Origin of the sequence: Rhizobium sp. 2MFCol3.1 (genome assembly GCF_000377565.1) — a bacterium.
Classification (GTDB): Bacteria; Pseudomonadota; Alphaproteobacteria; order Rhizobiales; family Rhizobiaceae; genus Rhizobium.
Map to the genome: position 1 here is coordinate 21110 of NZ_KB898373.1, position 19008 is coordinate 40117.

The 19008-nt window shown below is 62.1% G+C and carries 16 protein-coding genes and 1 riboswitch; of the genes, 6 read left to right on the forward strand and 10 right to left on the reverse strand.

What is annotated here, in order from left to right; genetic code table 11:
- Positions 1-10 precede the first annotated feature (10 nt).
- Entirely contained in the window at positions 11-634 is a 624-nt protein-coding gene (locus D460_RS0127640) for a DUF5666 domain-containing protein (RefSeq protein WP_018901855.1), read from the reverse strand.
- A gap of 147 nt (positions 635-781) precedes the next feature.
- On the opposite strand from D460_RS0127640, the gene D460_RS0127645 reads away from it, so the two are divergent.
- Positions 782-1177, forward strand: a complete 396-nt coding sequence (locus tag D460_RS0127645; protein WP_018901856.1) for an ester cyclase — start codon at positions 782-784, stop codon at positions 1175-1177.
- A 7-nt stretch (positions 1178-1184) separates the two neighbouring features.
- Here the strand turns inward: D460_RS0127645 and D460_RS0127650 are convergent, their stop codons facing one another.
- From D460_RS0127650 to D460_RS0127665, 4 genes are all read right to left on the reverse strand, one after another.
- A complete protein-coding gene (locus D460_RS0127650; protein WP_018901857.1) occupies positions 1185-3008 on the reverse strand; it encodes an ABC-F family ATP-binding cassette domain-containing protein in 1824 nt (607 codons plus the stop codon).
- A 3-nt stretch (positions 3009-3011) separates the two neighbouring features.
- Positions 3012-3668 carry a thiamine diphosphokinase gene (locus D460_RS0127655; RefSeq protein WP_245206354.1) on the reverse strand — a complete coding sequence of 219 codons (657 nt, stop codon included), beginning with the start codon at positions 3666-3668 and terminating at the stop codon, positions 3012-3014.
- A gap of 86 nt (positions 3669-3754) precedes the next feature.
- Positions 3755-4435 carry an OmpW family protein gene (locus D460_RS0127660; protein WP_018901859.1) on the reverse strand — a complete coding sequence of 227 codons (681 nt, stop codon included), beginning with the start codon at positions 4433-4435 and terminating at the stop codon, positions 3755-3757.
- 83 nt (positions 4436-4518) lie between these two features.
- Positions 4519-4983 (reverse strand): MarR family transcriptional regulator, encoded by a 465-nt coding sequence (locus D460_RS0127665; protein WP_245267823.1) that lies wholly within the window; start codon positions 4981-4983, stop codon positions 4519-4521.
- Positions 4984-5172: 189 nt separating this feature from the next.
- On the opposite strand from D460_RS0127665, the gene D460_RS0127670 reads away from it, so the two are divergent.
- The 5 genes from D460_RS0127670 (at position 5173) to D460_RS0127690 (ending at position 12113) form a co-directional block, all read left to right on the forward strand.
- Positions 5173-6705 (forward strand): MDR family MFS transporter, encoded by a 1533-nt coding sequence (locus D460_RS0127670; protein WP_018901861.1) that lies wholly within the window; start codon positions 5173-5175, stop codon positions 6703-6705.
- Positions 6706-6778: 73 nt separating this feature from the next.
- Positions 6779-6894, forward strand: a riboswitch (TPP riboswitch).
- Between the two features lie 80 nt (positions 6895-6974).
- Entirely contained in the window at positions 6975-7955 is a 981-nt protein-coding gene (gene thiB, locus D460_RS0127675) for a thiamine ABC transporter substrate binding subunit (RefSeq protein WP_245267824.1), read from the forward strand.
- Positions 7956-7968: 13 nt separating this feature from the next.
- Entirely contained in the window at positions 7969-9618 is a 1650-nt protein-coding gene (gene thiP, locus D460_RS0127680; protein WP_018901863.1) for a thiamine/thiamine pyrophosphate ABC transporter permease ThiP, read from the forward strand.
- Positions 9611-10327 carry an ATP-binding cassette domain-containing protein gene (locus D460_RS0127685; protein ID WP_018901864.1) on the forward strand — a complete coding sequence of 239 codons (717 nt, stop codon included), beginning with the start codon at positions 9611-9613 and terminating at the stop codon, positions 10325-10327. The genes thiP and D460_RS0127685 overlap by 8 nt, the downstream gene beginning before the upstream one ends.
- Positions 10328-10568: 241 nt before the next feature.
- Entirely contained in the window at positions 10569-12113 is a 1545-nt protein-coding gene (locus tag D460_RS0127690) for a M48 family metalloprotease (protein WP_026283613.1), read from the forward strand.
- A gap of 63 nt (positions 12114-12176) precedes the next feature.
- On the opposite strand, the gene D460_RS0127695 is transcribed toward D460_RS0127690, so the two are convergent.
- The 5 genes from D460_RS0127695 to D460_RS0127715 all read right to left on the reverse strand — a co-directional run bounded on the left by D460_RS0127695 (position 12177) and on the right by D460_RS0127715 (position 18434).
- Entirely contained in the window at positions 12177-13037 is an 861-nt protein-coding gene (locus tag D460_RS0127695; protein ID WP_018901866.1) for an RNA polymerase factor sigma-32, read from the reverse strand.
- Between the two features lie 380 nt (positions 13038-13417).
- Entirely contained in the window at positions 13418-13993 is a 576-nt protein-coding gene (locus D460_RS0127700) for a CarD family transcriptional regulator (RefSeq protein ID WP_018901867.1), read from the reverse strand.
- Between the two features lie 395 nt (positions 13994-14388).
- Positions 14389-14727, reverse strand: a complete 339-nt coding sequence (fdxA, locus tag D460_RS0127705) for a ferredoxin FdxA (RefSeq protein WP_026283614.1) — start codon at positions 14725-14727, stop codon at positions 14389-14391.
- Positions 14728-14921: 194 nt separating this feature from the next.
- On the reverse strand, positions 14922-15326 hold the full coding sequence (locus D460_RS0127710) for an RNA-binding S4 domain-containing protein (RefSeq protein ID WP_018901869.1): 405 nt from the start codon (positions 15324-15326) through the stop codon (positions 14922-14924).
- A 3-nt stretch (positions 15327-15329) separates the two neighbouring features.
- Positions 15330-18434: a helicase-related protein gene (locus tag D460_RS0127715; protein WP_018901870.1), complete on the reverse strand. Its 3105-nt coding sequence runs from the start codon at positions 18432-18434 to the stop codon at positions 15330-15332.
- Positions 18435-19008 lie beyond the last annotated feature (574 nt).

The window sequence follows — 19008 nt, forward strand, 5'->3', positions numbered from 1 at the left end:
TCGATCGGGATCACATCGGCGGAACGACGCCGTTGGTGCCGACCGTGACCTGTGCCGCGGAGACCGTTCCGTCGGCTGCCTTTTGGCCCATGACGATGACATGCGCGCCTGGCGTCAGGTCGGACTTCTGCGCGGCGGTGAAGGTCACAATCGGCGTATCGTTCGATATCGAGATGGTCTTTTCCTTGCCCTGATAGGTCAGCGTCACGGTGTGGCCATCGACGGATTTGACCGCCTTGGCGACGGTCGCGTTGGTCATGCTGCTGTTGGGCTTCAGATCCCAGGGGCGGCTGCCTTCGCCGGTGCCCTTCATGGCTGCCGGAAAGATCAGCACCTCAAGCGCGCCATCGCCGCCATCCTGCTTGGGCAGCGAGGCGATGCCGACGAAATCGCCGGGCTTGATGTCCTCGACCGACGCCTTCTTGATGCCACCAACCTTCCATTCAGGCTTCAGCGTAATGGTCTGGTCGGCGCCCTCGCGGGTCTTGACGACAAGCGTGTCGCCGGTGAGGCTAGCGATATCGCCACGGACGCGCACGCGCTGCGCATCAGCCGCCAATGTGATCTGCGACGTGCTCAGAAGAATGCCAACGGCAAGCGCCGCGACATGGCTGGTAATCAGATAGCGAGACATGGGTTTTCTCCTCTTGGCTCCGGGGGCGGGAGCCTTCGGGAGCTTAGACACGAGGTCTTAGCGCTGGCCAATCAATGAAATGTGAGGGTTTCCGGCTCCGAGACGGGAACTATCTGGCAGGGTATGCCAATGGGTGGGAGAGCTTGAATGCCGGAGACGAGACTTGCGGCTGTATATCGCGCCTATATCGGCTGCCTGAATTCCCAGGATTGGGAAAACCTCGGCACCTATGTCGGGCAGGATGTGAGCTATAACGGCCAGGTTGTTGGGCTGGATGGCTATCGGCAGGCGCGTGAGGCCGAGTTTCGCGCGATCCCCGACCTCCATTTCGACGTCCAGATTCTGATCGCCGATGACACCACAGTCGCCAGCCGGCTGAATTTCAACATCAGCCCGCAAGGCACATTTCTCGGCGTGCCCGTTAACGGCAGGCGGATTTCATTTTCCGAGAACGTGTTTTACGAGTTTGCCGACGGCAAGATCGCCAACGTTTGGTCGATCGTCGACAAGGCGGCGATCGAGGCTCAGCTTTCAGCGGCATAGAGGGCGATCAGCCCTCCAGCTCTTCCCGGAGCATTTCGAGTTCCAGCCACTCTTCTTCCATCTTCACTAGGCTGTCGCGGAATTTCTCCATCTCGGCGGCCAGGCGGCTGAAGGTCGTGGGGTCTTTGGAGAAGAGGTTGGGGTCGGCCATCTTTTCCTCGCGCTTGGCGATCTCGGCTTCGGCCTTTGCCATCTCCTTGGGGAGATTTTCGAGCGCGAACTTCTGCTTGAAGGAGAGCTTTCCCTTGCCCTTCGGCGCTTCGGCGGCAGGGGTTGCCTCCTGCGTTTTCGCTTTTTCGGCTTTTTCCGCCTTCTTGCGCTCGTCGGCGGCACCCTTGCGCTGCGCCAGCATGTCGGAATAGCCACCGGCATATTCGATCCAGCGGCCATCGGGCGCATCGGGAACGGCAGGTGCGATGGTCGAGGTCACGGTGCGATCGAGGAAGTCACGATCGTGGCTGACGAGGATGACGGTGCCCGGGAAGCCGGCCACGACCTCCTGCAGCAGGTCCAGCGTCTCGATGTCGAGGTCGTTGGTCGGTTCGTCGAGGATCAGCAAGTTGGACGGTCGCGCCAGCATGCGGGCGAGCATCAGGCGGGCGCGCTCGCCGCCAGAGAGGTTCTTGATCGGCGTGCGGGCCTGCTCCGGCTGGAACAGGAATTCCTTCATGTAGCCGGTCACATGGCGCTGTTCGCCGTTCACAAGCAGATTTTCGCCGCGCCCATCGGTCAGATAATGCGCCAGCGTGTCCTCTGGGTTCAGATCCTCGCGCTTTTGGTCGAGCGTGGCGATCTCCAGATTGGTGCCGAGCTTGATGATGCCGGTGTCGGGCGGCAGCTGGCCAGTCAGCATCTTCAGGAGGGTGGTCTTGCCGGCGCCGTTCGGGCCAACGAGGCCGATGCAATCGCCGCGATGAACGCGGATCGAAAACGGCGTGACGATCGGGCGTTCGCCATAGGTCTTGGTGATCTTGTCGGCTTCGATAACGAGCTTACCGGATTCCTGCGCGTCGGAGACGGTCGCCTGCACGGTGCCCTGCGGCCCCTTGTGGCCGCGATAGCTGGCGCGCATCGTCTGCAGCTCGCCGAGGCGGCGCATGTTGCGCTTGCGGCGCGCGGTGACGCCGTAGCGCAGCCAGTGCTCCTCGCGCTCGATCGCCTTGCCGAGCTTGTGCTGTTCCATCTCCTCGGCCTCGAGCACCTGGTCGCGCCAGGCTTCGAAATGGGCGAAGCCGCGGTCGAGGCGGCGCGAGGTGCCGCGGTCGAGCCAGACGGTGGCGGTGGAGACCTTTTCAAGGAAGCGACGGTCGTGCGAGATCAGAACCAGCGCGCTGCGGGTCTTCTGCAGTTCGCCTTCCAGCCATTCGATGGTGGGTAGGTCGAGGTGGTTGGTCGGCTCGTCCAGGAGCAGGATATCGGGCTCGGGCGCCAGAACGCGGGCAAGCGCCGCGCGGCGCGCTTCGCCGCCTGAGAGGTTCTTCGGGTCTTCCTCGCCGGTGAGGCCGAGATGCGAGAGAAGGTAGGTGACGCGGTAAGGGTCGTCGCCCGGCCCAAGGCCTGCTTCCGCATAGGCCTGGACGGTGCTGTAGCCGGCGAAATCGGGCGCCTGTTCGAGATAGCGTACGGTCGACGACGGATGGCGGAACACCTCGCCGGACTGCGCCTCGACCATGCCGGCGGCGATCTTCAGCAACGTCGATTTGCCGGAACCGTTGCGGCCGACAAGGCAGATCTTGTCGCCGGGCTCCACCTGCAGGGCAGCGCCCGCCAGAAGCGGCGCGCCGCCGAAGCTCAGGAAGATATCGTCGAGTTTAAGGATAGGGGGCGCCAAAAATCAGACTCCGGAAAGATCGTAAGGGCGGGCGAGCACGATGGCGCGGCCGCTTTCAAGCGAGAAGCGCACGGGGCCTTCCGCGACATTGGAAATGGTGCGTGACGAGCCGAAGGGCAAATGGAAATCGCTGAGCGGATAGCGGGCGTTTTCGATGAAGAGGCCGTTGAGCTCGCTGAAGGCGGGCACGGAAAACAGGCTGTTCTTCGGCAGATCGAGCGTGATGCTGCCCGCGATCAGCGGCACGGCTTCCTCCGTGCCCGAGGTGAGGAGCACGTCGAGGCCGGTCTCGGCGAGGCTGACGGCGTAGAGCAGGTGCTGCAGCGCGTGGTCGGAGCGGTCGCCTGAAAGGGCGCCCACAAGGATCAGCCGCTTTGCACCGCGGGCAATCGCTTCCGATACGGCGATCTCGCCATCGGTGGCGGCCTTGGCGGCGGGGTAGGGCTTTCTCGGGATATCTGAGAAAGCGGCCGTCAAATCATCCGGCGTGGAATCGAAATCGCCAACCCAGAGCTCCGGCCTGACGTCGAGCGCCAGCGCGTGCCGCATGCCGCCATCGGCCGCGATGAAACGGCTGCCGGAGACGGCGGCGCGAAGGCGCTCCGTCATGTGCAGCTCGCCGCCGAGCAGGATGGTGAAGGTGGATTGGCTCATGGGCATTGCCCATAGCGCAAAGCGGGGGAAAAGGGAAAGGGCGCGGACATGGTTTGTCCGCGCCCTCTGGCGTTTCTGCGTGAAAGACTGGTTTAGAAACGGTAGGTGACGCCGGCGCCGATCAGCCAGGGATCGAGCTTGGCCTTGCCGGTCATGTCGGTGCCGCCGACGTTCACGTTGAAATCGGGACGCAGGAAGATCTTCTTGACGTCAACGTTGAGGCCCCAGTGCTCGTCGAACATGTAGTCGAAGCCGGCCTGGAGCGCGACGCCGAAGGTGTTGTCGATGTCGAGGCTCTGGGCACTCTTGCCCTTCTCGTTGTAGAAGATGGTGTAGTTCAGGCCGGCGCCGACATAGGGCTTGAAGTTGCCGAAGTCGGTGAAGTGGTACTGCAGCGTCACCGTCGGCGGCAGCAGCCAGGTCTTGCCAACCTTGCCGAGCCCGTCGATCGTGCCTTCGCCGGTGACGTTGGCGAATGTCGTGCCGAGAATGAGTTCGGCGGCGATGTTGTCGGTGAAGAAGTAGGTGACGTCGAATTCAGGAACGACGGTGTCCGAATAGGAGAGATCCGATCCTGCGACGCCGCCAACGTAGCCGGAATCCTGGGTGATGACGCCAAGCGCGCGCAGGCGGATCATCCAGGGGCTCTGGCTTTGTGTCGCTTCCTGTGCCGCGGTCGGCTGGGTCAGGTCGGCGGACATAACAGGATGGGCGGCGGCAACCAGAACGACGGCAGCGAACATGCCCTTTAGTTTTGCCAGGCGGCGTTTCATTCGATTCTCTCCTGAGTTTATGGTCAGGGGGAGTTCTATGAAACGCGGCAAGGTAACTGTTTGATTCAGATCAATCTCTCGATCTATTTTCCGGCTTTTGGTGTCGCAGGCAAATGTTTGTCCGGCATGGCGAAAACGCGCTCGAAGCCGGTCATGTACCGATCAAACAGCTCGGCGAAGTTTTTGGCATCCTCGGACGACCAGTCGGAGACGACATCCTTGATGATCGCGAGCTTCTGAGATTTCAGTTCCGTGAGCAGGCTCCAGCCGGATGGCGTGATCACCACCAGGATCCGCCGGGCGTCCTGCTGCGATGCTGCGCGTTCGAGCACACCGCGGCCCACCATATCGGCGACAATGCGGCTTGCGCGGGACGGATCGATGCGCATGGCCTCGGCAATCGTCCCCACGGTCACCTCGCCATTCCTGCGGGCGAGCTTGACGGCTTCGAGAACATCCAGATGCGAAAGCTCCAGATCCGGAGCCACCTTTTCGATGGCCAGGCGAGCAATGAGCCGTCGCCCCGTGATCATGCGCATACGGCTCATGCTTTGGCCGATATGGGCGATATCGTCTTCGGTCGGCGTGGTGTCGGGGTCGATTTGCAAACTATCTGTCATGGGGTGGAGGATAACAGAAGCGATCGGGGAGGAAAATATGCTGATGTCATTTATATGACGTTGACATTTATATGCTGATAGCACATAAATTGCGCCGCAACCAGAAAGATCGCCCCCATGAATCCACAGATCGCCGCGCAGCCGCTGGTGACCGATCCCCGTCGCCGGCTCATTCTCTTTCTTTTCCTGATGACCGCCATGTTCATGGCCATGCTCGACAACCAGATCGTCGCCACGGCGCTTCCGACAATCGTCGGGGAGTTCGGGCATCTCGAGCGGTTCAGCTGGGTCGGCTTGGCCTATCTGCTGGCTGTCAGCGCCGTGATGCCGCTCTACGGCAAGCTCGGCGATCTCTTCGGCCGCAAGTATGTGATGATGGCGGCGATCCTGATCTTCACCGTCGGTTCGGCGGTTTGCGGGCTGGCGGTTTCGATGAACACGCTGATCGCCGCGCGCCTGCTGCAGGGTCTCGGCGGCGGCGGCATCATGGTGTCGATCTTCGCGGTAACGGCCGATCTCTTCGAGCCGCGCGAGCGCGCCAAGTATCAGAGCTATGTCAGCCTTGTGCTGATGGCGTCGGGCGCTATCGGGCCCGTGCTCGGCGGCACGATGAGCGATCTTTTCGGCTGGCGCTCGATCTTCCTCGTCAATATTCCGATCGGTGTTGTCGTGCTCGGCGGCCTGGTTTTCATGCTTCCCTATCGCAAGCCGAACCGCCGCCCGACAATCGATTATGCCGGCGCCATTTTGCTGGCGCTGACGACGACAAGCATCGTTCTGGCCGCTGATGGCGCGCAGGTGTTCGGTTCGCTAATCGCGCCGCTGAACCTTGCAATCATCGCCGCCGGCGTGGTCTTCCTGGTGTCGTGGGTGTTCGTCGAGCGCCGTGCCGCCGAACCGATCATTCCGCTGTCGCTGTTTCGCAATTCGACCTTCAGCCTGCTGCTGATCATGTCAATCATGAGCGGCGGCATTGCCATCGGCATGGTCAACTATTTCGCGCTCTTCCTGCAGACCACGACAGGGCTTTCTCCGTCCGCGGCCGGGCTGCTCTTCATCCTGCTGACCGGAGGCCTGATGTGCGGGTCGATCTCGGCCGGGCGGATCATCTCGGTGACTGGGCGCTACAAGCCGTTCGCCGTCGCCAGCCTCAGTTGCAACGCCTTGGCCTTCGCGCTGTTGTCGCAGTTTCATGCCGGCACGCCGATCATCTTCATCGGCGCGGTGATGACACTGCAGGGTGTCGGCGTGGGCCTGGCACAACAGGTGCCGATCATCGGCGTGCAGAACGCGGCGCCGGTGCGCGATATCGGTGCGGCGACCGGTTCGGTGACACTGTCGCGCATGGGCGGGGCCTCGATCGCGATCTCGATCTACGGCGCGATCATCGGCTCGCAGCTCTCGCGCGTCGGTTCCTCCATTCCCGGCGTGGCCGATATCGAGCAGCTGACGCCGAAGATGCTGGCCGCCTTGCCGGAGGCCGCACGCCAGGCGGTTGCCGAGGCCTATGCCAACGCCTTCGTGCCGCTGTTCATGACCTCCTGCGGTATCGCGCTGATCGGGCTTGTGGCGGCACTGATGCTGAAGCCGGTGCAACTGCCGCGCACAGGTGGCGCGCCGGCGAAAGCGGCCGCCGAGGCTGCCGAATAGCCAACGAACCTGGCTGACTGAACCTGGCCGACGTCCGCTCTTGCCAGACGCCGGCTACGGATATACACCTTGCGACGCTCTAACGGGGTGCCTTGTGTCTTCCAGATGCTTGGCTGAGAGGCTTGCAAAAGCCAACCCGCGGAACCTGATCCGGCTAACACCGGCGGAGGGATTAGACGCGTGACACCAGGCACCGCCCTTTTCCCCTTCATTGAACCTAGAGGAGAGGTGTCATGACCCATTTCAAGACCTATGCGCTCGGCGCCGCCATGCTGTTGGCGGGCTTTTCGGCAACGGCAGCACATGCGGCCGACAAGACGCTCACCATCTACACCTATGAGAGCTTCACCTCCGAGTGGGGCCCCGGTCCCAAGGTGAAGGCAGCGTTCGAGAAGACATGCGGCTGCACGGTCAATTTCGTCAGCGTCGCGGATGGCGTGGCGCTGTTGTCGCGTCTCAAGCTCGAAGGCGCAGGCACCAAGGCCGATGTCGTGCTCGGTCTCGATACCAACCTCATCACCGAAGCCAAGGCCACCGGCCTGTTCGATGCCAGCGGCGTCGACACCAGCGGGCTCCAGGTCCCCGGCGGCTTCAAGGACGACGTCTTCGTGCCTTATGACTACGGCCATTTCGCCGTGATCTACGACACGCAGACAATCAAGACGCCGCCGGCGAGCCTGAAGGAACTGGTAGACGGCGATCCCGCGCAGAAGATCGTCATCGAGGACCCCCGCACTTCGACGCCGGGCCTCGGCCTGCTGCTCTGGGTGAAATCGGTCTATGGCGACAAGGCGCCGGAAGCCTGGGCCAAGCTCAAGAAGCGCGTGCTGACGGTGACGCCCGGCTGGTCGGAGGCCTATGGCCTTTTCACCAAGGGCGAGGCGCCGATGGTGCTCTCCTATACGACGTCGCCCGCCTATCACATGGTCTCGGAAAACACGGATCGCTATCAGGCAGCCGCATTCTCCGAGGGGCACTACATCCAGATCGAGGTGGCGGGCCTGCTGAAGAACGCGCCGGACAAGGCGCTGGCGCAGGACTTCCTGAAGTTCATGGTCACGCCTGGCTTCCAGGACACGATCCCGACCAACAACTGGATGATGCCGGTGTCCAAGACTTCGGAGCCGCTGCCGGATGCTTTCGGCAAGCTCGTCAATCCGTCGAAGACCTTCCTGATGAGCTCGGATGAGGTCGCCAAGAACCGCAAGGCCTGGATCGACGAATGGCTGGCCGCCATGAGCATGAATTGATGAGCATGAACTGATGCTTATTGCGCCGTCCGAAAGACGATACGCGCTGGCCGGCGGGGCGCTCAGCCTCGCCGCCATCATCGTCTTCGTGACGGTCGCGACGCTATCCCTGCTGATCTCCACCGACGGCATGCCTGTCGGTTCGATCGTTTCTGATCCATACATCCTGCGCGTCTTGCGCTTCACGCTTTTACAGGCGACGCTGTCGACGTTGCTGTCGCTCGTGCTGGCCATCCCGGTGGCGCGCGCGCTGGCGCGGCAGCCGCGGTTTATCGGCCGCATCTGGATCATCCGGCTGATGGCGGTACCGATGGGGCTGCCGGTGCTGATCGGCGCGCTCGGCCTGATCGGCATCTGGGGCCGGCAGGGCGTCGTCAACACGATGCTGTCATGGGCGGGTATCGATCAACCCGTCAGCATCTATGGTCTGTCGGGCATTCTGCTCGCGCATGTGTTCTTCAACCTGCCGCTTGCCTGCCGACTGATGCTGGCGGCGCTGGAGCGGGTGCCGGGCGAATACTGGCTGGTGGCGAGCGGTCTCGGCATGCGGCCGGTGTCCGTCTTCCGCTTCATCGAGTGGCCGGTGCTGCGTTCGGTTATCCCTGGCGTTGCCGGGCTGATCTTCATGCTTTGCGCCACCAGCTTCACGCTGGTGCTGATGCTCGGCGGCGGACCGGCAGCGACCACGATCGAGGTGGCGATCTACCAGTCGCTGCGCTTCGATTTCGATCCTGGCCGCGCGGTGGGCCTGTCCCTACTGCAGATCGCGTTGACGGCCGTGGTGCTCGGCATCCTATCGCTGCTGCCGGCATCCGGAGATGCGGGGCTGACGGCGGGCCGCACGATCCGGCGCCCTGATGGCGCGCTGCTCGGTGCATGGGTCGCCGATCGCGCGCTTCTCACGTTGGCGGTGCTGTTTCTCGGCCTGCCGCTGCTTTTCATCGTCATCGCCGGCCTGCGCGCCGATCTGATGAAGCTCGTCGGTGAAGCGATCTTCTGGCGAGCGCTTGCCACCAGCGGTGTGATGGCGCTCTCGTCGGCCTTGCTGTCGTTCGCCCTGTCGATGCCGCTCGTGCGCGCGCGCCATACGCTTTCGCTTGAGCGCAAAGCGCGGTACGGCACGCGGTCCTTCTTTGCTGCCATGGGTGCGGCATCATCGCTCGTGCTGCTCTTTCCGCCCATCGTTCTCGCCACGGGATGGTTCCTGGCGGCGCGGGATGTCGGTGACGTCAATGTCGTGGCGCCGGTGCTCGTCGTTGCCATCAATGCGCTGATGGCGATGCCTTTCGTCGTCAGGGTGCTGGAGCCGGCCTATGCGATCCACCAGCGCCGCACGCAGCGGCTGAGCGCCAGCCTCGGCATCTCCGGCCTCGCCAAGCTGCGGCTCATCTCGTGGCCGGATCTGCGCAAGCCGGTGCTGACGGCGCTGTCCTTTGCCATGGCGCTGTCGCTGGGCGATCTCGGCGCCGTCGCGCTGTTCGGTTCGGATAGTTTCGTCACGCTGCCGTGGCTGGTCTATTCCAGTCTCGGGAGCTATCGCACCAATGATGCGGATGGGCTGGCGCTGATCTTGGGGGTGATCTGCCTGCTGTTGACGATTTCGGGCACGATAGGCTCGGGGGTGGCGGATGAACCGAAGCGGGAGGCGCTATCGCATGACTGATGCCATCGAGATGCGCGGCGTGACGCTGCGGCTGGGCCAGAACTCATTCGTGTTCGATTGCGCGCTGCCCGAAGGCGCCGTTATCGGCGTCACCGGCGCATCGGGCGCGGGCAAGTCGACCTTCCTCAATCTGCTGGCCGGTTTCGATACGGCGGATGGAGGACAGATCCTGTTTGACGGAAAGGATATCGGCCACCAGCATCCAGCCGAACGTCCCGTGTCGCTGGTGTTTCAGGACAACAATCTCTTTGCGCACCTCAATGTCTTCACCAATATCGGGCTCGGCATTCATCCGGCGCTGAAACTTGGCGATGCCGATCGGCGGGCGATTACGTCGGCGCTCGCGAAGGTCGGGCTGTCAGGCTTCGAAAAGCGGATGCCGGCGACGCTTTCCGGTGGCGAGCGGCAGCGGGTGGCGTTTGCCCGGGCGCTGGTGCGTCAACGCCCCATCCTTTTGCTCGACGAACCCTTCGCCGCGCTTGATCCAAGCCTTCGGCGCGACATGGCGGCGTTGCTTCTGGTCATGCATCGCGACAGCGGCAACACCGTCGTGATCGTGTCGCACGATGCCGACGAGATCAGGCGGATTGCCGACTATGCGATTTTCATCGATCAGGGCAGGGTCGCGGTGGCGGCGCCGATCGAGCGGTTTTCGACCGGCGAGAACAATTCCGCGCTGCGGCAATTTCTGCGGATCGACGAATCTTAACAAGACAACGGCACTTTCGCCATAATTTGCGGCGACCCAGAGAACTCCTTAACCACGTTAGGCTTGCTAAAGTATAAAGCCGCCATATTTAGGCAGAGTCTCGCTATGCAACCGATGCGGAAATCAGCTAAAGCAAAGACTTGGGTCCTCGATTGTGCACTGCGGAAACGGGGGCGTACGCCTGTTGAACCTTGATGAAGACGACCGGGGCGCCATGACGGCGAGCCGGCCGAGAAGCGCGATGACTCGGAGAGCCAGACTGGACCGCATGACGACGTGGAAACTGCCCGCGCCTTCCAGTGATGTGTTCTTCGCAGCGTGCCGCTGGGCGCGACGGGCGTCGATCCTGTCCGCCTCCACCGTGGCGCTCTACGGCTGTCAGTCGGCGCTCGAACAATCCTATCAGCCCAGTGTCGGCCCTTCGTCCAATCCGCAGATCGTCGACGAAGTGCAGAAGAACGATCCGCGTGCGGCCATGGGCGCGCGCGAGCATCCGCGCATCGTCGCGAGCTATGGTGGCGAGTACAAGGATGCCAAGACCGAGCGGCTGGTGGCGCGCATCGCCGGCGCGCTGACGGCGGTGTCGGAAAATCCGAGCCAGTCCTACCGCATCACCATACTGAATTCGCCCGCGATCAACGCGTTCGCGCTGCCCGGCGGCTATCTCTACGTGACCCGCGGTCTTCTGGCGCTCGCAAACGATGCGTCGGAAGTGGCCGCCGTGCTGTCGCACGAAATGGGCCACGTCACCGCCAACCACGGCATCGAGCGGCAGAAGCGTGAAGAGGCGGAAGTGATCGCCAGCCGCGTCGTCGCCGAGGTGCTTTCGAGCGATATCGCGGGCAAGCAGGCGCTGGCGCGCGGCAAGCTGCGGCTTGCCGCCTTCTCGCGCCAGCAGGAATTGCAGGCCGACGTCATCGGCGTACGCATGCTCGGCGAAGCCGGCTATGATCCTTATGCGGCTAGCCGCTTCCTCGATTCCATGGCCGGCTACAGCCGCTTCATGTCGGTCGATCCCGATGCCGACCAGAGCCTGGACTTCCTGTCGAGCCATCCGAACTCGGCGCAGCGCATAGAGCTTGCGCGCGACCACGCCCGTGCCTTCGGCCAGGAGGGCAAGGTCGGCGATACCGGGCGCGGATATTATCTCGACGGCATCGATGGCCTGCTCTACGGCGACAGCCCCGAAGAGGGCTATGTTCGCGGCCAGACCTTCCTGCATGGTGGTCTCGGCATTCGCTTCGACGTGCCGCCGGATTTCAAGATCGACAATAAGGTCGAGGCGGTCATGGCGACCGGTCCCGGCGATATCGCCATCCGCTTCGATGGCGTGGCCGACAACCAGAACCAGTCGCTGACCAATTATATCTCGAGCGGCTGGGTCACCGGGCTCGATCCGTCGACCATCCAGCAGATCACCGTCAACGGCATGGAGGCCGCCACCGCACGCGCCAGTGCCGATCGCTGGGATTTCGACGTGACTGTCGTGCGCAACAACTCGCAGATTTTCCGCTTCCTCACGGCCGTGCCGAAGGGAAGCACCGCGCTGCAATCGACGGCTGACGTGCTGCGCTCCAGCTTCCGGCGCATGACGCCGGCCGAGGCCGCGTCGCTGAAGCCGCTCCGGGTGCGCGTGCTGACGGTGCAGCCGGGCGATAACATCACCACGCTTGCGGCACGGATGATGGGGACGGATCGCAAGCTCGATCTGTTCAAGCTGATCAACGCCCTGCCGACCGGTGCCTCGGTGGCACCCGGCGATCGCGTGAAAATCATCTCGGAATAAAAAGAGGCCCGGCTTGCGCCGGGCCAGTTGCATCACTGGGGAGTAATCTCGGAGTAATCGGGGTTAGTGCGCGGCCATGTACGGATCGGCGCTGACGAGCGCTGTCCGGAGCTTTTCCATGGCGCGGCTTTCGATCTGGCGGACGCGCTCCTTGGAGATGCCGAGGTCGGCGCCCAGCTCTTCGAGCGTCGCGCCATCTTCTGCAAGGCGGCGGGCACTGATGATCTTCATCTCGCGTTCGTTGAGATGCGTGAGCGCGGAAGCGAGCCACACCCGGCGGCGTTCGCCGTCGATCATGTTGGTGACCTGTTCATCGGGCAGCGGTTCGTTGCTGACCAGGAAATCCATCTTCTCGGCGCTGTCGGCATCGCCAGACACCGAAGGTGCCTGGAGCGAGGCGTCGTTGCCGGAAAGGCGTGCATCCATGGTCTGAACGTCGGAGAGGCTGACGCCGAGTGCCGCGGCGATCTCCTGGTGGATCGATTGCAGCGTCAGCTGCGTGTCGCCCTTGGCGAGCTTGGCGCGCAGGCGGCGCAGATTGAAGAACAGCGCTTTCTGCGCCGAACTGGTACCGCCGCGCACGATCGACCAGTTGCGGAGAATGTAATCCTGGATCGAGGCGCGGATCCACCAGCTTGCATAGGTGGAGAAACGGACATCGCGCTCCGGCTCGAAGCGGGCGGCAGCCTCCAGAAGGCCGACATAGCCTTCCTGGACAAGGTCGCTCATCGGAAGTCCGAAGTTGCGGAATTTCGCGGCCATGGAAATGACGAGGCGCATATGCGCCATTGCGATCTGGTTGCGTGCCCCGCGGTCGTCGTTGTGCTTCCAACGGACGGCGAGGTCGTGTTCTTCCTCGCGGGCAAGATAGGGAGCCGCCATGGCGATCTTGATCATGCGCCGGTCTGCAGACATGTTCTTCATATCGGTCTCCTGAGTTCAGACTTTTAGCCCGGAAAAAGGGCAAACAAGGCTTGCTTCCGGACATTGCGGGCCGGATCAAATTCATGGCTGGAAGATATGAAGGCCTCTAACTCTGGACGTCTCAGAGAGAGGCCCTAGTTACTGCTATGTGCTGGTTATGCCGCGAGCCCAGACCGTTTTCTTCACGTTGCCAAACCGGCAATTTGTGGAAGGCATGATCCGCTCCTCGTCGCATCCTGACATGAAAACCGGACCTCCAGCGAAATTGCTTTCTCCCGGAAGTCCGTGGTGACAGTGTGTAAACGCGCGACCGTGGAAAAGGTTCCAATAAAAAAACCCGGCACGATGGCCGGGTTTTTTGGTGAGAAGAAAGCCTTAGATCAGGCTGCTTCTTCCTCTTCTGCTTCGTCTTCTTCCACAGCCTTGCCGCGCTTCGGACCCTTGTTCAGGTTCGTCTCGACGAGGCGGACGGCTTCGGTTTCCGAGAGCTTGTTCACGGCGGCGATTTCGCGCGCCATGCGGTCAAGCGCTGCTTCGTAAAGCTGGCGTTCGGAATAGGACTGTTCCGGCTGGTTTTCGGCACGATAAAGGTCGCGAACGACTTCAGCGATCGAGATCAGGTCGCCGGAGTTGATCTTGGCATCGTATTCCTGCGCGCGACGGGACCACATGGTGCGCTTGACGCGCGCCTTGCCCTGCACGACCTTCAAAGCACGCTCGACGAAATCCGTCTCGGAAAGCTTGCGCATGCCAATGCTCATGGCCTTTGCGACCGGCACTTTCAGGCGCATCTTGTCCTTCTCGAAATCGATAACGAAAAGTTCGAGCTTCATCCCGGCAACTTCTTGCTCTTCGATGGCGCTGATGGTACCGACGCCATGAGCGGGATACACGATCGATTCACCGGTCTTGAAACCATGGCGGGCTGCTGAAGGCTTTTTCTGCTGGATCGTCATTCTTGTCAAAAACTCCCTGTTACGCTTCCGGCCAAGGCCGGAGCCGGGTCAGTCAGGCCCGGATGAGACGGTCGGATCCGTCGGGTGACTTTACTTCTGGTCCCACCGGGAAGAAGCAAGCATATTCAGACACGCAATCTTGGGGCGTGACAGCTCAAGATTATGATATGTCACGGAAATCGCGCTTGGATTTGTTTGCTTTCGTGGTGGTTTGGGGCATCCTTGATGCCGCAAAAGGAACAGTGTGTGAAAGTTACCACAAAAATATGAGGAAATCAATAATTTACTGCGTATGAGTCATGCGGGCAACACATGTCGCCCCCATAAGTCATGCATATCCGCCGTGAGATTGGGCAGATTCCGCCCCTGTCTCAGACTATAGTATCAACGGGCGATCAATCGCCGGCGCCGGGCTTTTCCGAGAAGTATTTCTCGAACTTTCCGGTCTCGCCATCCACGTCCTTGGCGCCATCCATCGCGTCCTTCTTGACGGTGATGTTGGGCCAGATGCTGGCGAACTCGGCATTGATCTTCAGCCACTTGTCGAGGCCCGGTTCGGTGTCCGGCTTGATCGCCTCGGCGGGACATTCCGGCTCGCAGACGCCGCAGTCGATGCATTCGTCAGGATTGATCGCGAGGAAATTCTCGCCTTCATAGAAGCAATCAACGGGGCAGACTTCAACGCAATCGGTATATTTGCAGCGAATGCAGTTGTCGGTCACGACATAGGTCATGAAGAACTCCAGGATTTTCACGCAGACGGGGCCGGGCAACCTGGAACGTCGCGCCTTTCCCCTGGCCGGAGACGGACATGACCAGTCTTGGGAACTGCCACGCCATCCGGCAAGTTGCTTGTGAAGTATCGGCTTTAGTGCCGGATTTCAAGGATAAAGAAAGCGCGAAAGCGCCGAGTTTGGAGACGGATTTTCTAATCGTCGTCGGACATCAGGCGGTCGATTGCGCGGCGCTCTTTCTTGGTCGGTCGTCCAGCGCCCGTATCGCGGGTCGCCTGCTCGTAGGGCGTCAGCTGTTTGCGGTCTTGCGCGGAGGGTGAGATGTCGTCGTAGAGGAGGCGGGCCTCCTCGAAAGGGCCGCGCCGCGCGCCACCGGATTTGACGATCAGAACGAACTCGCGACGGTCGAGCGAGAGCTCGATCCTGTCCCCGGTCTTGATCTGGTGGCTTGGCTGGGAAACGCGCTCGCCATTGATGCGCACATGCCCCGATTGAACATGGGCCTGTGCCAGCGAGCGCGATTTGATCATGCGCGTGAAGAACAGCCACTTGTCGATGCGCTGGCGCGAACCGCTTGATGGCTGTGTCTTCTCGCTCATCGATTACTTCTTCATCTGCTCCTTCAAGGCAGCGAGCTTTGCGAAGGGCGAATCCGGATCGACCGGCTTTTCCTTGCGCGGGGGCTTTGCCTCGAAGCGCAGCGGCTGGGAGCCGCCACGGTTGTTGTTGCGGTCGTCGCGACCCTTGCCGCCGCGGTCCTGACGGTCGCCGCGCTGGTCGTTGCGGCCCTGGTGCGGCTTGCCGCCGTCCTTGCCGCGGTTCTGGCGGTTGCCGTCGCGGTTCTCGCCTTCGCCGCCTTGGCGACGATGGCCGTGGCCACGATCCTGGCGATCACCCTGGCGCTCACCGCGCTCCTGACGCTCACCCTGGCGTTCGCCGCCACGGCGCTCGCCATGGCCGCGTGCCTGACGCTGGTTGCCGTCGGTGCGGCCGCCAAGGCGCCAGAGCAGAACCGGCTTCGGCTCTTCGGCTTCGGCAGCCGGCGCTTCCGCTGCGGGCGCAGCTTCGGCAGAGGCTTCCGTCGCGGTTGCTTCAGCGACGGGGGCTTCGGCGGTTTCGGCGGCCGGTGCTTCCGCAGCCGTCTCGTCAGCAGAGGCGCTGTCGGCGTCGTCGTGCTCGGCCGTTTCAGCGGCGGCGTCAGCGGTTGCTTCCGTCGTAGCTGCTGCGGCAGGCGTCGCGGCGGCGTCCTGTGCTGCCAGATAGGTGGCTGCTTCCTCGGCCTTCACGGCGTCGGCGCGGTAGCCGAGACCCTTCAGTATCTCTTCCATGTCTTCGAGCGTAGCGCCGAGAATGGAGAGCATCGCCGTGGTCGTGGTGAAGCGGCGGCCGTCATAGGCACCCTCGGGGCGGTTCGGCTGACCCGGCTTCCACTGCAGCAGCGGACGGATGATGTCGGCCAGGCGCTCGAGGATGTCGACGCGAACGGCGCGCTTTCCAAGGAAGCGGAAGCCCGCCAGCTTGTAGAAATTGCGCTCATAGCTCGGATCGGTGACGACAGAGGTGCGGCCGGCGGCCAGAACTGGAATGAGGTCGCCGTAACCCGGCTTGTCGAGACCGTCATTCTTCAGCGCCCAGAGCAGCGTGATGAGCTCGGCCGGAGCCGGCTTCAGGAGCGCTGGAACGAAGATGTGGTAGGCGCCGAAGCGAACGCCGTAACGGCGCATCGAGGCGCGCGCGTCCTGATCCAGCGACTTGACCTCTTCGGTCACGTCGCGACGGAAGAGCACGCCGAGATTTTCCACTAGCTGGAAAGCAAGACCCTTGGCGAGGCCCTGCAGGTCTTCAGCGCGCGACAGATCGTCGAGCGGCTTCAGCACGGTCGAGATGTGGTGATTGACGAAGCGCTCCAGGCGGGCGGCGACGTGGTCGCGCGCATTGCCGGTCAGCTGTTCGTCGGCAAGCAGGATCAAGCGCGGACGCATGATGTGCTCGGTGCCGGCCAGACGTGCCACGGGATCGCCGAGCCAACGGATCGAGCCGTCGGAGCCGATCGCCAGATCGCCGTTGCCAGACGCGTGAATACGCGCTGCGCGGGCTTCGAATTCCAAAGCAAGCGCCTTTTGCGAAGCAGCCTGGACAGCCTTCGCGTCCGGACCATCCGCTCCCGATACAGGCGTGAACCGGAAACCCGACAACTGCCCTACATGATGTCCTTCTACGAAGACATCGCCATTTACACTGATTTCAGCTTCCAGCATCGCATTCTCTCTCAGGCGCTTCATGAGCACAGATGTCCTGCGATCAACAAAGCGTTTCGTCAACCTTTCATGTAACGCATCGGACAATCGATCTTCGATTTCCCGCGTCTTTTCCTGCCAGTGTGTCGGATCGGCAAGCCAGCTGGGCCGATTCGATACATAGGTCCACGTCCTTATCTGCGCGATTCGCGCCGAAAGCGTGTCAATTTCACCGTCAGTTCGATCTGCGCGGTGCACTTGTTCGGCAAGGAAATTCTCATTTACCGTGCCATAGCGCACGAGATCGGAAAAGAGGGTCGCGATCAGATCGGCGTGCTGGGCCGGCGTAATGCGCCGATAATCCGGCAGCGCGCAGGCCTCCCACAGCTTTTCGACCCTTGCCGGCGTGTCGGCCAGATCGCGAATCTCGGGATAGCGCGACAGCTGCTCAAGCGCCTGCTGGTCGACTGCCGGCAGCGCGCGCGTCAGCCCGGGCACGCGGGGCCCGGTTTCAAGGCTGGCGCGCAGCGTCTGTATCGACTTGAAATCGAGGTCCGTGGTGCGCCACTGCAGCACCTTGACGTTGTCAAAGTGGTGGCCCTCGATGCGGCCCACCAGCTCCTCGTCGAACGGATCGACATGGCCCGTGACACCGAATGTGCCGTCGCGCAGATGGCGTCCGGCGCGGCCGGCGATCTGGGCGAGCTCGGCGGGATTGAGGTTGCGGAACTGGTAGCCGTCGAACTTGCGGTCCTGGGCAAAGGCCACATGGTCGACATCGAGGTTGAGCCCCATGCCGATCGCGTCCGTCGCCACCAGATATTCGACGTCGCCTGCCTGGTAGAGCGCCACCTGGGAGTTGCGGGTGCGCGGGCTCAGCGCGCCGAGAACGACGGCTGCGCCACCGCGCTGGCGGCGGATGAGTTCGGCGATCGCATAGACCTCGTCGGCCGAAAAGGCGACGATGGCCGAGCGCTGCGGCAGGCGGGTGATCTTCTTCTGGCCGGCGTAGAGCAGATGCGACAGGCGCGGACGCTCGACGACGGTAATGCCGGGAAGCAGATGCTGGAGGATCGGCCGCATGGTGCCGGCGCCGAGCAACAGCGTCTCGTCGCGGCCGCGCAGATGCAGGATACGGTCGGTGAAGATGTGGCCGCGCTCAAGATCACCGGCCAGCTGCACTTCGTCGATGGCGACGAAGGCGGCCTTGGTTTCGCGCGGCATGGCTTCGACGGTGCAGACCGAGTAGCGGGCATTCGGCGGCGAGATCTTCTCTTCGCCGGTCACCAGGGCTACATTGTGGACACCGACTTTCTCGCAGACACGCGTATAGACCTCGCGCGCGAGCAGGCGCAGCGGCAGGCCGATGATGCCGGTGCCGTGGGCAACCATCCGCTCGATGGCATAATGGGTCTTGCCTGTATTGGTTGGACCGAGCACCGCGGTCACGCCGCGCCCACTCAGTATCATCGGCTGCGATGTCAGTGTCTTTGTCCTGCAGACGGGGCGGGGGTGCCCCGGGGGTAAAACCAAGCTCCTGATCCGAAGCAGACAAACAAATGGACAGCCGCTGGCGCAAACGCAAGGGCTGATTTCAATTTCACCGGCGGATTTTAGCTCTCGCGAATAGCTTGTGGAATGCTCGCATAACGATTCGGAACAGCTGTAGAACGAATCGGAGACGAATCGCTGACTCCCGATGATTCAGGGTTTGTTCACTGCTAAGTATTGATTTTGAATCACTTTTTCCCACCAGATGCTGAATCGGAAGATTCTCGTTTGGCGTGTGTCGAGGTTTTTGTTCGGCGGATAAGGAAGGGGCTCCCAGCCGTGACTTCGGTCCCGCCCGAGATGTAAAAAATCCGTTTCGAAGCGGACCCGATCAAATCCGGAACAAAGAGCAGACGAATCAGCGACTTTGCCGACTTCCTGCTTTGTTCACGACAACCTATTGTATTTTATGGAAATTTTAACCATAGGCGCAAATGCGCTTCTTGCGCCGTGCCTGCCATGCGTCAGCGCGATGATGCCAGGTGACGTCGGC

What these genes read in the sequence shown, in the direction of transcription:
- D460_RS0127715 (WP_018901870.1), bottom strand. Translation starts at nt 18,434, where the DNA reads ATGATACTGAGTGGGCGCGGCGTGACCGCGGTGCTCGGTCCAACCAAT.
- D460_RS0127665 (WP_245267823.1), bottom strand. Translation starts at nt 4,983, where the DNA reads ATGAGCCGTATGCGCATGATCACGGGGCGACGGCTCATTGCTCGCCTG.
- thiB (WP_245267824.1), top strand. Translation starts at nt 6,975, where the DNA reads ATGCTGTTGGCGGGCTTTTCGGCAACGGCAGCACATGCGGCCGACAAG.
- D460_RS0127670 (WP_018901861.1), top strand. Translation starts at nt 5,173, where the DNA reads ATGAATCCACAGATCGCCGCGCAGCCGCTGGTGACCGATCCCCGTCGC.
- D460_RS0127700 (WP_018901867.1), bottom strand. Translation starts at nt 13,993, where the DNA reads ATGACGATCCAGCAGAAAAAGCCTTCAGCAGCCCGCCATGGTTTCAAG.
- D460_RS0127695 (WP_018901866.1), bottom strand. Translation starts at nt 13,037, where the DNA reads ATGAAGAACATGTCTGCAGACCGGCGCATGATCAAGATCGCCATGGCG.
- D460_RS0127685 (WP_018901864.1), top strand. Translation starts at nt 9,611, where the DNA reads ATGACTGATGCCATCGAGATGCGCGGCGTGACGCTGCGGCTGGGCCAG.
- thiP (WP_018901863.1), top strand. Translation starts at nt 7,969, where the DNA reads ATGCTTATTGCGCCGTCCGAAAGACGATACGCGCTGGCCGGCGGGGCG.
- D460_RS0127690 (WP_026283613.1), top strand. Translation starts at nt 10,569, where the DNA reads ATGACTCGGAGAGCCAGACTGGACCGCATGACGACGTGGAAACTGCCC.
- D460_RS0127655 (WP_245206354.1), bottom strand. Translation starts at nt 3,668, where the DNA reads ATGCCCATGAGCCAATCCACCTTCACCATCCTGCTCGGCGGCGAGCTG.
- D460_RS0127640 (WP_018901855.1), bottom strand. Translation starts at nt 634, where the DNA reads ATGTCTCGCTATCTGATTACCAGCCATGTCGCGGCGCTTGCCGTTGGC.
- fdxA (WP_026283614.1), bottom strand. Translation starts at nt 14,727, where the DNA reads ATGACCTATGTCGTGACCGACAACTGCATTCGCTGCAAATATACCGAT.
- D460_RS0127660 (WP_018901859.1), bottom strand. Translation starts at nt 4,435, where the DNA reads ATGAAACGCCGCCTGGCAAAACTAAAGGGCATGTTCGCTGCCGTCGTT.
- D460_RS0127645 (WP_018901856.1), top strand. Translation starts at nt 782, where the DNA reads ATGCCGGAGACGAGACTTGCGGCTGTATATCGCGCCTATATCGGCTGC.
- D460_RS0127710 (WP_018901869.1), bottom strand. Translation starts at nt 15,326, where the DNA reads ATGAGCGAGAAGACACAGCCATCAAGCGGTTCGCGCCAGCGCATCGAC.